This is a genomic window from Pseudomonas saliphila (assembly GCF_008638345.1).
In the GTDB taxonomy this organism is placed as follows: Bacteria; Pseudomonadota; Gammaproteobacteria; order Pseudomonadales; family Pseudomonadaceae; genus Halopseudomonas; species Halopseudomonas saliphila.
In genome coordinates this window covers 13,608-26,456 of sequence record NZ_VTVA01000013.1, presented here as the reverse complement: position 1 = coordinate 26,456, position 12,849 = coordinate 13,608, and the positions used below count along the sequence as shown (strand labels likewise).

Below are 12,849 nucleotides of genomic sequence, written 5' to 3'. Positions count from 1 at the left end.
GCCCGCCGCACTACTGTGACATGCGACAGGCCGGTCTCCGGACTCATGAGTGGATAACTCCGATGATCCGACCTTCCCATGCGAAGCACAGTGGTCTTGCTGGATCATCCGCCTGGCACACCGAAGTGGCCGGCACTCATTTACCGTTGCGGGGGCAGCGCCGGAATTGTCTGAAGCAGACGCACCGGCTTCCCAGTTTCACCCACCTGTTATCGGCGGGAACCTGAAGCAGGCGGAAGATTAGGAGTTTTGCAACAGGATGTAAAGGGCGAGCTGGGTCGCTCGCCCTGAAGTCGTCACGCCAAGGTCACCCGTACCGCGAGCGGATGTTCGTCGCAGTTGTGCCCTGCGCCGCCGCGATCCACCACCAGGAATTCGCCCTCGGACTCGAGCACCGACTGAATCGCGTGCCAGGTGCCTGCGTGATAGTTCACGCCCTGTCGGCCATCGGTGACGAAGGCGCGCACCTGGGTTGGGTCTATCACATCGCCCGGCGGCGCCACCACAACCACAAAGCGTTCACCATGCAGCGGCACAAAGGCCTGACTGCCCAGCGGGTGGCATTCGAGGAACGTAAGTTCCAGCGGCATCTGCACCGGTTGGCTGACGAAGATGCTGATCAGCGTTCGGGCTTCCTCGCCGAGCGTCTCGACCTTGGCCAGATCATGATACCGGCGGGTACGCCCGCTGTTGATCATGAAAAACTCGGCGCGGCGATGATCGATCACATCGCCAAAAGCCGCGAAGGCCTCCGGCGTCAGCGGCTCGGCGGTCAGCTGTAACAGTTGTTCGTTCATCTGCATGCTCACTCAGGCGCCATAGGTCGGCAGCTTCATGTGGCGGTTAACGTCCTTGTACAGCAAATAGCGGAACGGACCTGGGCCACCGGCATAGCAAGCCTGTGGGCAGAAGGCGCGCAGCCACATGTAATCGCCGGCCTCGACTTCCACCCAGTCCTTGTTCAGCAGGTACACGGCCTTGCCTTCGAGTACATACAGGCCGTGCTCCATCACGTGGGTTTCGGCAAAGGGGATCACGCCGCCGGGCAGGAAGTTGACGATGTTCACATGCATATCGTGGCGCATATCCTGGGGATCGACGAAGCGCGTCGTGCTCCAGCAGCCGTTGGTGTCGGGCATGACCCGCGGCTCGACCAGATTATCATTGGTGACGAAAGCCTCCGGCACATCGACGCCCTCGACCTTCTCATAGGCCTTGCGAATCCAGTGAAAACGCACGGTCGCGTCGGCAGCGTTGCGTACGGTCCAGTCACTGCCCGGCGGAATGAACGCATAGCCACCCGGCTGCATAGTGTGCAGCTCGCCGTTCAGAGTCAGCGCCAATTCGCCTTCGACGATGAACAGCACAGCTTCAGCCTGCGGATCAGTTTCCGGTTTATCGCTGCCGCCGCCTGGCTGCACTTCCATGATGTACTGTGAAAAGGTTTCGGCAAAGCCGGTCAACGGCCGCGACAGCACCCACAAACGGGTACCGGTCCAGAACGGCAGATGGCTGGTGACGATGTCACGCATCACACCCTTGGGAATGACAGCATAGGCTTCGGTGAACACCGCGCGGTCAGTCAGTAACTGCGTCTGCGGCGGATGCCCGCCGGTAGGGGCGAAATAGGTTCTGGGTTCGTTCGGACGCTGGGCCATGATGGTTCCTTATGCGAAATGCTTGGCGGGATGAGTTTCGGCCCAGTGACGGGCAATATCGATACGACGAGTCACCCAGACCCGGTCATGGGCCTCGATGTAATCGAGAAAACGCTGCAACGCGCGAAAGCGTCCAGGCCGCCCGATCACGCGGCAATGCAGCCCGACCGAAAGCATCTTCGGCTGCTCGCTGCCTTCTTCATAGAGCACATCAAATGCATCCTTCAAATAGCTGAAGAAGTGATCCCCGGTGTTGAACCCCTGGGGCGAGGCGAAGCGCATGTCGTTGGTATCCAGAGTGTAGGGCACGACCAGATGGGTATGCGGTTCGCCCTGACTGTCGGCCGCGCGGGTCCAGAACGGCAGATCGTCGCCGTAATAATCGCTGTCATACAGAAAACTGCCCTCATCCAGCAACAGACGACGGGTGTTGGGACTGTCGCGCCCGGTATACCAGCCCTGCGGCTTTTCGCCGTACAGACGCTCGAATATCTCGATCGCGCGTTGCATATGCTCGCGCTCGACGGCTTCGGGAACATCCTGATAATGAATCCAGCGCCAGCCGTGGCAGGCAATCTCGTGCCCCAGCTCCTTGAACGCCATGGCCACCTCGGGGTGCCGTTCCAGCGCCATAGCCACGCCGAACACGGTCAACGGCAGGCCACGCTTCTCGAATTCCCTGAGAATCCGCCATACACCGGTGCGTGAGCCATATTCATAAATGGACTCCATGCTCAGGTGTCGCGCGGGGAAGGCTTCAGCGCCAACGATTTCCGACAGAAACCTCTCCGAATGGGTGTCGCCATGCAGGACGCAGTTCTCCCCACCCTCTTCGTAATTGAGCACGAACTGGACGGCAATTCGGGCCTGACCCGGCCATTTTGCATGCGGAGGATTTCTGCCGTAGCCGACCAGATCCCGAGGGTAATTGGCGCTTATGCTCATGACTGCATAACCTTTTCAGACGTGATGGAAAAAGAGGTCGTGGCGCCCGACATCCGCCACTTATTGATCGCGATAACCAGAGTGTATTTTAAGTTTTTGACCCGATCGATTGTATACAATTAAACTCCATCTTTGTGTACAAATCCAAATACAGGCCAAAGCCATGCATATCCGCGTCATCAACCCGAACACCACCCAAGCCATGACGGATACCATCGGAGAAGCGGCAAGGGCTGTCGCTTCACCCGGCACACGCATTACCGCCTCCCAACCCGACAGCGGTCCGGTATCGATTGAAAGCCATTTTGATGAAGCTGTCAGCGTCATGGGCGTGATCGAAGAAGTGCTGGCCGGCGAGCGCGAAGGCACCGATGCCTATGTCATCGCCTGTTTCGGCGACCCGGGCATCTACGCGGCCAGGGAACTGACGCGCGCGCCGGTTATCGGCATTGCCGAGGCCGCCTTTCACATGGCCAGCCTGATCAGCACGCGCTTTTCCATCGTCACTACCCTGCCCCGCACCATGATCATTGCTGAACACCTGCTGGAAAGTTATGGCTTCAGCCACAACTGCCGGCGTATTCGCGCGGCCGATATTCCGGTGCTGGATCTGGAAGAGAATCCCGACCGGGCGCTGGAGCTCATCATCGAGGAATGCCTGCGCGCCAAGCACGAGGACAACATCGGCGCCATCGTGCTCGGCTGTGGCGGCATGGCGGATCTGACGCCACAGATTACCGAGGCCGTCGGCCTGCCCGTGGTGGAGGGCGTGACCGCTGCCATCAAACTGGCCGAGGCGATAGTCGGGCTTGGGCTGCACACCAGCAAGTACGGCGATCTGGCGTTTCCCCGGCCAAAACCCTTTGTCGGTCGTTTCGAGCGGTATTCCAACCTGAAGCTGGAATAAACATTGCTATAAAAATCAAAACACAGCCATGGAGATAAAAATGAACAATAAAAACCTAAGCGAGACGACCTCATGAGCAACGTAACCAGCAGCACCCACGCCGCATCAGCCGATCAGCACGTAACCAAGGCCCCGGGCGAGGAATCACTGGCGCCCCAGCAAACCCGCATCATGGGGCGCGTCTCCTATCTGCTGGCCTGGTTCGGCGGCTGCGTTTCGATTGGTACCTTCACCATGGGCTCCAGCGTCGTTGGCAGCCTCAACCTGATTCAGGCGACCCTGGCCATCGCCATCGGCTGCTTCGTCATCGGCGTAGCCTTGGCTCTAAATGGTGCAGCGGGTTACAAATACGGCATTCCGTTCATGGTGCAGGCGCGCGGTGCATTCGGCTTTGCCGGTACCCGCCTACCTGGGCTGGTTCGTGCGGTACCTGCGATCGTCTGGTATGGCTTTCAGAGCTGGATCGGTGCCGGCGCGCTGAACATGGTTTCCACCACACTGTTCGGCTTCGACAACCTGGTGTTCTTCTTCATTGCCTTCCAGTTCCTGCAGATCGGCCTGTCAGTCATGGGCTTTCAGGGCATCAAATGGCTGGAGAACATCGGCAGCGCCTTCATCCTCGCGTCGCTGGTGTACATGTTCTACAGCACGGTGCAGCGCTACGGTGACGAACTCTCGACCAACCTGCTGTCCATGGAAGGCTCCTGGGGCCTGCCCTTCTGGAGTGCAACCATGTTGTTCCTGGGCATTTACAGCACCATGATCCTCAACGTCAGCGACTACTCGCGCGAGCACAAGCACGGCTCCAGCCCATCGCTGCTGACCACGCTTTATTCGATGTCGATCCTGCCCTGCACGCTGTTCATGGGTTTGATCGGTTACATGGTCTCGGAAGCAACCGGCGTTGCTGATCCGATTCAGGTGTTTGCCAACGCGGTGGACAACACGCCACTGCTGATGACCACACTGTTGTTCATCGCCTTTGCCCAGGTGACAACCAACGTGCTGAACAATGTCGTGCCACCGACCTATATCCTGATGGATGTATTCAAGCTGAAGTTTCGCCCGGCGACCATCATCGTCGGCCTGCTGGCCTTCGCCACCTTCCCGTGGAAACTGGTTACCGAAGAATCCGCCGCGGGCCTGCAGCTGTTCGTGCAGACCTACTCGGCGTTCCTCGGCCCGATCTTTGCCATTCTGGTGGTGGACTACTATGTCATCCGCAAACGTACGCTGAACCTGGAGTATCTGTACGACGCCCAGGGGCCTTATAGCGGTATGAATTACGCTGCGCTGATCGCGACGGCAGTGGGTGCGGTGGTGGCGCTGACGTTCTCGTCCGTTTCCTGGTATGCCAGTCTGATACCTGCGGGCGTGACCTACTATCTGCTGATGAAACACTGGGCACCTTGCCAGCGCTTCTCCCGGTAACAGGTTAATGAAGCCGGCTGGCCTCGTCTGATCCCGAGGTCAGCTCTGATAGACCGCAAACACATCATGCAGATCCGGCGTTTCGTCTTCAGCCTCATCGATCGATAGCGACGATTCGATCGCGTGCAGATGCGTCTGCATGAACGCCGCCGCACCGTCCTTATCCCCCGCGCCGAGCAGATCAACCAACCGGTTATGGTCATTGCAATCGCACCCCAGATCGCCTGATCGACCGTAAACCGCGAGAATCAATGAGGAGCGCGAACACAGCTGAGCGACGAACTGTGCCAGCGTCTGGTTGCCAGCCAACTCGGCCAGACGTCCATGAAAGGCCGCAGATGCCTTGATCGCTGCGCTCTGCTCCTGCCCCTGCAATGCCTGCTGCTCCTGCTGGGCCATGGCGCGCAACTCCTTCAGCTGGACCGCCGTAACGCGGGCCGCCAAGCGTGCCATGAGCGCACCCTCAATCATTCGCCTGGCCTCGAAAATCTCCCGCGCTTCTTCGGCCGACGGCCGGGCCACAGTCGCTCCCTTTCCCGGCGTCAGGGTGATCAACTGCTCCAGCGCCAACCGCTGCAACACTTTGCGAATGCCGGTCCGGCTGATGCCGAACACCTCAGCCAACGCGTCCTCACGCAAGCGCGCACCGGGTTTCAGGCGATGCTCAATCACCGCGTCGCTGATAGCCTCATAGATCGACTCATGGAGACTGGACGCTTTGCGATCAACCTTCTTTGGGGCCGTCGTGAGAGATTCGCGGTCGGGCTTTTCAACAGAGGTCAATGACCGGTATTCCTTCATGTTCGGGTGTCTCGATGTGCAGGGCAAGTACAAGTGATAGCAAGCCTTGCAGTGTGCATAGCAGAACCCTCTGTGATCAGAGGCATTGAATGCGCCCTCTGGCGAGCACCACGCGGCCCTGTCTTTCCAGCTCTTTCAGCAGACGGCTGACCACTTCTCTGGCTGTGCCCAGCTCATCCGCGAGTTCCTGATGGGTAATGGCTATCATCCCGGTACTCGCCCTTGCCGCAAGCCACTGCTCCAGACGCTCATCCATACGGCGAAAGGCGACCTCTTCGACCAGCAGCATGAGGTCGTCCAGCCGGCGACCGTAGGACGCCATGATCCCCGCCCGGAATTCAGCCGAATCGGCCATCATCTGATCAAACAGCCGGCGCGGCACCATGAGTGCCTCGGCTGACTCTTCAATCACCGCCTCGGCCCGGTAACCGTGTCCTGACATCAGGCAGCCAATCGACAGGGTACAAATATCGTCGGCCCCCATGCGATACAGAACGATGCGGTTACCGGATACGCCGGTCATCTGCACTTTTACTGAGCCGCTTACCACCAGGGGCAAGCCCTTGCAGGAATCGCCCGGGCTGAAAATGATCTTGCCCACGGGTAATGCCATGAGCGGTAGCGCGGTGTCTGCCTCGCGCTTCAAGCGCGGCGGCAGCACTTCAAGAATCGGGTGTTTCATCGCTGGAACACGTCCAAACATATTGATCTCCTCTGTGACTTAGTCACAGAGCTTTGTGCTTCACGGCCTTAGAGTGATAGTCACCCAACTCGCTTTCATACAAGAGGCAGGACCATGAACACTAATATGGGAAAAGCAGACAGAATCATCCGCGCTATCGTCGGGGTGGTACTTATCGCCCTTGTATTCGTCGGCCCGCAAACAGCCTGGGGCTGGGTCGGACTCGTCCCGCTCGCCACGGCCCTGATGGGCAACTGCGCGGTCTACTCATTGTTTGGCATCAAGACCTGCAAAACCTGCGATACCAAATCTGCCCGTCCCTGAGCGGGAACTCAGAGCATGTCTGTGTCAGCCGATTGTATACACGCAGCGGCATTACGACGAGACTGAATCCACTGGCCATTCGCCCGGGACGGCTCTGGCGTCCCGAGCAACCAGCGATAAACACTCAGCGGTGCCGGCCGTTCAGGCGTGAACCTGTTCCCGGTCGCGATCACCCCAGACCAGAGTAGCTTGGGGTGATCGTTCCCGCAGGCGCAATGAGCGCGGAGTTCCATCAGGACTCCGCATTGTGCTTGACCCAAGCGCCCTGAGACGGGAAGCTCACAGCCAGGCGCCAGCACAGCAATCACCTTCGCTCCCCCGCCATGCCATCCGCGCAAACATGCGCGAAGTCAATTTGGGCGGTGTGTCCAAGTGGCATCATTAAGCGTCGAAGCTGCCTGCAATCGGAGTTTCTTCGGTCGCATCCGTGGCGACTCATCCGCGGTAGCGGGCAAGGACTGCATCCACATCGCGCGACGGAGCGACACATGAAGATCAAGGCAGGATTACTGGCCTGTTCCACCCTACTGCTGGCGATGGTTCCCATGTGGCTCTTCGTGGTGGGCGAAATCAGACATGATCGAAGCACAGCTCACGCTGCGGCCCGCGCCGACTCGATGAATCTGGCCACCGCATTCGAGGCGCATGTTCGCAGCGTTATCCAGCTGATGGATGCGGTTCTGCTGAATACCCGCGAAGACGTGTTCGAGCAACCGGAGTACCTGAGCGAGCATGTTGCCGACGAGATCAAGGCTTACGGCAACTTCGTTTCCCAGCTGGCAATCATCGACAAGAATGGCCTGTTGACCTTTTCCAATCTGACGGCTCATGCCGAACCGGTTGATCTGAGTGACCGGGAACACTTCCGCGTGCACCGTGACAACCCGCTGCGAGACAGTCTTTATATCAGCAAGCCTGTGCTCGGCAGGATCTCCAAGCAATGGACTATTCAGTTCACCCGCCCGATTCACCACAACGGAGAATTCGCCGGAGTGATAGTGCTCTCGGTGCCTACCAGCTTTTTCTCTGATTATTATCAGCAGATTGATGTCGGCCCGAACGGCAGTATTGTCCTGCTCGGCGTCGACCGTACTGTGCGGGCTATCGCCTCGGGCGCCCCTGGGGCCTCAAATATAGAGTTATACGACCAGCCCGAACTCCTTGAAAACAACGTGTATTTTGATCCGGAAGGCCCCATGCATGGCTATTTCGAGGGCGTTACGTTTATCGATGGCCAGTACCGCCTGGCTGCTTACCGACGTCTTGAAGAAGAAGGTGCGGTGGTCGTGGTGCTGTTGTCACCTGAGGATTTCATGGCACCCTTCGAAGAGCGCCGGCAGCTGCTGATCGCATCGGCCGGGGTGATTTCCATGCTGCTATTGGCAGTAGCGCTCCTTGTGTTCGTATTGGCCGGCCGCCACCTGCGCGCCACTGCAGAGCTGCGGGTAGCGCATAAACAGATGAAAGAGCTGGTCAACACCGACACCCTGACGGGCGTGAGCAGCCGCCGTTACTTTCTCGACAGGGTGACCGCCGAACTCGACCGTGTGCGCCGCCACGGTGGCCGCGTGAGCCTGCTGATGCTCGACATCGATCACTTCAAGCAGGTGAACGATCAATACGGTCATCCGGGCGGCGATATCGTGCTCAAACACTTCGCCGCAGTCTGTAAGCGCACGCTACGCTCACATGATCTGATCGGTCGCCTGGGTGGGGAAGAATTCGTCGTCGCTCTGCCCGAGACCGAGCTGGAAGGTGCACATTGCGTCGCCGAAAAACTGCGCCTAGCTGTCGCCAGCACACCCATCGATCTAGAGAACGGCCCTGTAGCCATCACCGTCAGCATCGGTCTCACGACTTCCAGCTCCGATCCAGAAGAGTCATTGCAATCACTGATGAGCAGAGCCGACGCCGCGCTGTATGCAGCGAAACAGAGTGGGCGCAACAAGGTGTGCGTGGCTGGGGGTGGGCAGAGCGCTCTGAATGTTAGCCAGGATGTCGGCGTCGGGAACGAGCGTGTTCGGTAATCTTTTGTGTTCAGAATAGTTTTGGTGCGTTTAATCTGGTCACGTTGCATGCTGTAGGCTATCCCCTCCGAACACGGCGACATCTTAAGAACTATGACCTCATCCAGAAAGGCTCTGCTCACGATCGTCGCACTCGTCGTCATCGTTGTGACGGTGTTGTTAATACGTCATTTTCACTGGGACGACCGCGTCTATTACTTTTTCAGCACCCGCGACCATGCCGAGGCGTGGCAGGACAAGTCGGTCTGGCTCGACGATTATGAGGCTGTCATCCAGGCCCGGCCGGTTTCCGGCGTACCGGATAACCTCTCCGGCCTGACCTTCGATCCTGACCGGCGCCAACTCTGGGCGGTCATCAACAGGCCGAATGAACTGGTCGGCATGAGCCTGGAAGGAGAGGTGCTAAGCCGTCACCCACTGCATGGCTTTGACGATGTGGAAGGCGTGGTCCATCTGGGAAATGGGCAACTGGCCGTGGTGGAAGAAAGGCGGCAGACGGTGGTAGTGATGCCGGTTCCCGAGGATTCTGGTGTGCTGGAGCTCAAGGACTTCGTTCAACTGCAGGTTGAGCTGTACGCCGAGGATAACAAGGAATATGAGGGCCTCGCCTATGACCGCGCGAATGACCGACTGTACATTGCCAAAGAAAGCGACCCGATGCGGCTATACCAGATCAAGGATTTCGCCAAAGATCTGTCGCAGCGTCTCCCGCAGGACATGCAAAACATCACCCCCAGCCTTGGTCGGAATCTGTTTCTGAATGATTTCTCCGGCTTGGCTTTTGACGAAGCCTCGGGCCACCTGCTGGCCCTTAGCGACGAATCCAAGTTGCTGATCGAGCTCGGCACCACCGGGAAGGTCATCAGTTATATGTCCCTTTCCGGCGGCCTCTCGGGCCTGGAGTCGGGGATCCCACAAGCCGAAGGCGTAACATTGGATGATCAGGGAAGGCTATATATCGTCAGTGAACCGAATCTTTTTTATCGCTTCGAGAAACCCAGCGCAACGCCGCCGCAGCCTTGAGTGATGGCGGTTGACCGGGGCAGCATTCACCATGAAGACCGCGTCAGCCCTGCTCCGGGCTCTCGAATTCTTGCAGCACCTGCCGACAGCCGGGGCCGGCGTCCTCCCCCAACCCCAGCTCCACCCAGGGCAATATCGCCAGCGGCGGCGCGACAACGGCTCCCAAGACAGTCGCTACGCCACGCGCAAGCAACCCAGTGGATACGACGCTCACTTGCAGGTTGCTGAACGGACCCTGCACCTGAACAGGCGAGTCGAGCGACAGCAGGCTGAAGTCCTTTGCGTGCGCTTCCAATACAAGATCCAGCTGTTCGGCGCTCAGATTGATGGTCCCGGCACCTGTAAAGTTACTGTCGGCAGTACTCACAAAAAACTGCTCAATCTCGGCAACGCCCTCCTCAGCTCCAATCCTCACATACGCACAGCGCATGGGCACCTGATTCCTATCGGCTAGCGCCACCATCACGGATTCAGCGATATCCAGACCTAGTACCTCCACGGCCAAGCGGTCGAGCTCGCCTCCAGATATCGCCGCCTCGACGTTACCGTCCACGCTACCCATCAGCTCAGCCATGGAGCTGCCCCGGAATCTCAAGTCAGCTTGCCCACCGATTATTCCCGCGGAGTCTTCAGCCGCATCCTGCAAATCGGCACGACGCAGTAATGCTGAGAGCGTCACTCGCTTGATGCTCAGATCCAGCTCACCATCGAGCGGCGAATCGCCGGAGTCCAGTTTCAACCGTCCGCTTACTTCGCCACCGCCAACCCCTATTTGCAGAGGCTCCAACCTCATCACACCTCGATTCAACTCCAACTCCAACGACACGTCGTTCAGCGGCACACCGGGGCCGTTGAGCGCCTCGGCCTGATAGCGCAGCCGCGCGTCCATGCTTTGCAGCGGATCAAGGTTAAAAGGGTCGTCGGAAAAAATCTTCTCTGCCTCAGGCTCGTCTTGCTTAATCTCTGTTTTTACCCACAAGGGCTCCAGGTCTTCAATATCCAGGCGAGTCGAGTGCAAGGTCGCATAGAGCATCCGCCTATCGCCCAGCTGCAGCCGAACGTCGCCGTCAAAATCACTCTGCCCTAACTGGGCTTGCAGTCCATTAAATCTCAGCAACGAGTTATCCCAACGGAGCCGGCCCTCCAGTTCATAGGCAGGCAGGCCAGGCAGCTCAAACCCTGTAAGTCGATTGAGGCTGGCCGGGCCGGGGCCGTTCATCTGGATCTGAACATCAATGGCACCGGGTTCCATGGGCTGCACGACAGTGCCGTCTAACTCCAAACGGGTTTCCTCAGAAACGAACGTGCCTGAGACAGGATAGGGTTGCTCGGCTGCGGTGAGATCGAGCAGCGGCCCCACTGCAAAATCAAAACTGAACGGCTGGCCATTGCGCGAGCCAGTACCCTCAAGCTGCGCGCCCGGCTGTTCAGCATCCGCGATATCACGGGACTGGGCGTTAAGCTTCAGTTGCAGCTGCTGATCGGGCGCATCGTAGTTCAGATTCGAGTCGTTGATTGTCAGGGCGCCGTCCGCGTAACCGCCATCCAGCTCGCCCGTTACGACGCCCAGTTGAGGATAGCCCTGCGGCGTGAGCAACTCTCCCAGGTCAACGCGTTCCAGCTGCAGATCCATCTCGATACTTGGAAGGCCTGGATCGAAGCTGAGTGAACCGGCCAGGCGGCTCTCTCCCAGCCGGGCGTCCAGCTCGCTCAAGGACCAGGCTTGCTCGTCGTGGCTGACGTGCGCATCAAGGTTGAATGCGGGAATTGACAGGTCTGGCTGGCCCAGCATCGCGGTGACATCGGCACCTGCCGGGGCGGATGCCTGCAGCTGTCCTTGCAAAGCCTCAAACTGCAGCAAGTCCCTTGCAGTTCCGTCGAAGGATATTTCCAGTTCACCTAGCTGGCCTTGCAATGCAATCGAGTAGTCGACGTCCTCCTGCAACACCCGCGACGGAGCTCCACCTTCGGCATTCAGCTGAACGGGCCGGCCCTGGAACCGACCCTCGGCCGATATTTCAAGGCGGTGATCGCCTGGCGGTTCGCCGCGGGTCTGAAACTCCGCTCGCAAATCAGCGTCGAGCGTGGCATCCCGGTAGGTCAGCACACCATCACTCAGGTTGACCAGATCAGGCACAACAGGAGGCTCGTCCCTCTCCTCATCTGATTGCAAGGCTTCCCAGTTGCTGGTGCCGTCCTCACGCCGCGCGAGGTGTACAACAGGTTGCTCCAGATCAAGACGTCCCAGACCTATACGGCCCCGAAGAAGCTCGCCAGTCTTGATGGTCACCTCCATCGCGGCCAGCTCCAGCATGTGCTCGTGCTCGGCCCATTCGGGATTGGCAATGCTGACGTTTTTCATCTGGATACCGAGCGGGAAACCCCACTCTATATCCAGATCGCCAATTACGACCTCCCGATCATCCAGTCGCTGACTGACCTGATCTTCCAGCAAGCCCTTCGCCCACTCAGAGTCCAACAGCGCCAGCGCTACAACGAGGAGCAGGACACATGCTGAGACGCTGAATAGAGTCACTTTCGCCGGTTTTGTCACGAGGGTGCTCCCGTGCACGGAGTTTCGAAAGCTGCTTCTTAAACTGACAACCACATCGCGACAATGCTCACGGGATTATCAATGCCGGGGAATGCGACGGCGAGGTCGCGCCCCAGGCCGAACGTGTCGCCAGAAGCCCTGACGAAGCGAATGATGCAATACAAGAGGTATTGGATCAGGCGCGCCTGCGGTCTGGGCACGCCGTGTTCTGACTGAGGGTGGTAACAAACTCGATGAGGGATGATCAGGAAGCGCTTTATATCGTCAGTGAACCGAATCGTTTCTATTGCTTCGAAAACCCCAACGCCTTGTCGCCGCACCTTGAGAACTGCGGCTGACTATCGGACTCCGTCCGGCCACTATCTGTGGTCCGACATACCGGACCGCGACTTCCTATGCGTACGGAAACGCATAGAACCGTATAGAAAACTGCATAGCCCCGCTTTCCGCAGCTTGGCGCGGGGCCACCGTTGTTGACCCAACACCTTTAAGGTTAG

General features: G+C 58.6%; 12 protein-coding genes and 1 riboswitch. Of the genes, 6 read left to right on the top strand and 6 right to left on the bottom strand.

Annotation, left to right across the window (positions count from 1 at the left end):
* Positions 1–11 precede the first annotated feature (11 nt).
* A riboswitch (cobalamin riboswitch) is annotated at positions 12–242 on the bottom strand.
* Between the two features lie 54 nt (positions 243–296).
* The 3 genes from FHK95_RS14070 to puuE are packed head-to-tail and all read right to left on the bottom strand — an operon-like array spanning position 297 to position 2,597.
* A complete protein-coding gene (locus FHK95_RS14070; protein ID WP_150305337.1) occupies positions 297–785 on the bottom strand; it encodes an ureidoglycolate lyase in 489 nt (162 codons plus the stop codon).
* A 24-nt stretch (positions 786–809) separates the two neighbouring features.
* The gene (locus FHK95_RS14065) at positions 810–1,658 is read right to left on the bottom strand and encodes a bifunctional allantoicase/(S)-ureidoglycine aminohydrolase (protein ID WP_150305263.1); all 849 of its coding nucleotides are present in this window, start codon (positions 1,656–1,658) and stop codon (positions 810–812) included.
* Positions 1,659–1,667: 9 nt separating this feature from the next.
* Positions 1,668–2,597: an allantoinase PuuE gene (gene puuE, locus FHK95_RS14060; protein WP_235906791.1), complete on the bottom strand. Its 930-nt coding sequence runs from the start codon at positions 2,595–2,597 to the stop codon at positions 1,668–1,670.
* 169 nt (positions 2,598–2,766) lie between these two features.
* On the opposite strand from puuE, the gene FHK95_RS14055 reads away from it, so the two are divergent.
* Both FHK95_RS14055 and FHK95_RS14050 read left to right on the top strand, forming a co-directional pair.
* On the top strand, positions 2,767–3,510 hold the full coding sequence (locus FHK95_RS14055) for an aspartate/glutamate racemase family protein (RefSeq protein WP_150305261.1): 744 nt from the start codon (positions 2,767–2,769) through the stop codon (positions 3,508–3,510).
* Between the two features lie 72 nt (positions 3,511–3,582).
* Positions 3,583–4,941, top strand: coding sequence for an NCS1 family transporter (locus tag FHK95_RS14050; protein ID WP_150305260.1), 1,359 nt, complete (start codon positions 3,583–3,585; stop codon positions 4,939–4,941).
* Positions 4,942–4,980: 39 nt separating this feature from the next.
* Here the strand turns inward: FHK95_RS14050 and FHK95_RS14045 are convergent, their stop codons facing one another.
* Entirely contained in the window at positions 4,981–5,724 is a 744-nt protein-coding gene (locus tag FHK95_RS14045) for a GntR family transcriptional regulator (RefSeq protein ID WP_408003624.1), read from the bottom strand.
* Between the two features lie 94 nt (positions 5,725–5,818).
* A complete protein-coding gene (locus FHK95_RS14040; RefSeq protein ID WP_206668580.1) occupies positions 5,819–6,445 on the bottom strand; it encodes a Crp/Fnr family transcriptional regulator in 627 nt (208 codons plus the stop codon).
* Positions 6,446–6,538: 93 nt separating this feature from the next.
* Here FHK95_RS14040 and FHK95_RS14035 point away from each other — a divergent pair, with 93 nt between their 5' ends.
* From FHK95_RS14035 to FHK95_RS14025, 3 genes are all read left to right on the top strand, one after another.
* The gene (locus tag FHK95_RS14035) at positions 6,539–6,748 is read left to right on the top strand and encodes a YgaP family membrane protein (RefSeq protein WP_150305258.1); all 210 of its coding nucleotides are present in this window, start codon (positions 6,539–6,541) and stop codon (positions 6,746–6,748) included.
* Between the two features lie 488 nt (positions 6,749–7,236).
* A complete protein-coding gene (locus FHK95_RS14030) occupies positions 7,237–8,775 on the top strand; it encodes a sensor domain-containing diguanylate cyclase (protein WP_150305257.1) in 1,539 nt (512 codons plus the stop codon).
* Positions 8,776–8,868: 93 nt separating this feature from the next.
* Positions 8,869–9,798 carry an SdiA-regulated domain-containing protein gene (locus FHK95_RS14025; RefSeq protein ID WP_150305256.1) on the top strand — a complete coding sequence of 310 codons (930 nt, stop codon included), beginning with the start codon at positions 8,869–8,871 and terminating at the stop codon, positions 9,796–9,798.
* Between the two features lie 43 nt (positions 9,799–9,841).
* On the opposite strand, the gene FHK95_RS14020 is transcribed toward FHK95_RS14025, so the two are convergent.
* On the bottom strand, positions 9,842–12,352 hold the full coding sequence (locus tag FHK95_RS14020; RefSeq protein ID WP_178114799.1) for an AsmA family protein: 2,511 nt from the start codon (positions 12,350–12,352) through the stop codon (positions 9,842–9,844).
* A 233-nt stretch (positions 12,353–12,585) separates the two neighbouring features.
* Between FHK95_RS14020 and FHK95_RS20470 the strand changes: the two genes are divergently transcribed.
* Complete coding sequence (locus FHK95_RS20470; RefSeq protein ID WP_150305254.1) at positions 12,586–12,690, top strand: SdiA-regulated domain-containing protein; 105 nt, start codon at positions 12,586–12,588, stop codon at positions 12,688–12,690.
* Positions 12,691–12,849 lie beyond the last annotated feature (159 nt).

Coding starts and splice junctions, on each gene's coding strand:
- FHK95_RS14065 (WP_150305263.1), bottom strand. CDS start 1,658: ATGGCCCAGCGTCCGAACGAACCCAGAACCTATTTCGCCCCTACCGGC.
- FHK95_RS14055 (WP_150305261.1), top strand. CDS start 2,767: ATGCATATCCGCGTCATCAACCCGAACACCACCCAAGCCATGACGGAT.
- FHK95_RS14050 (WP_150305260.1), top strand. CDS start 3,583: ATGAGCAACGTAACCAGCAGCACCCACGCCGCATCAGCCGATCAGCAC.
- FHK95_RS14040 (WP_206668580.1), bottom strand. CDS start 6,445: ATGTTTGGACGTGTTCCAGCGATGAAACACCCGATTCTTGAAGTGCTG.
- FHK95_RS14035 (WP_150305258.1), top strand. CDS start 6,539: ATGAACACTAATATGGGAAAAGCAGACAGAATCATCCGCGCTATCGTC.
- FHK95_RS14030 (WP_150305257.1), top strand. CDS start 7,237: ATGAAGATCAAGGCAGGATTACTGGCCTGTTCCACCCTACTGCTGGCG.
- FHK95_RS14025 (WP_150305256.1), top strand. CDS start 8,869: ATGACCTCATCCAGAAAGGCTCTGCTCACGATCGTCGCACTCGTCGTC.
- FHK95_RS20470 (WP_150305254.1), top strand. CDS start 12,586: ATGAGGGATGATCAGGAAGCGCTTTATATCGTCAGTGAACCGAATCGT.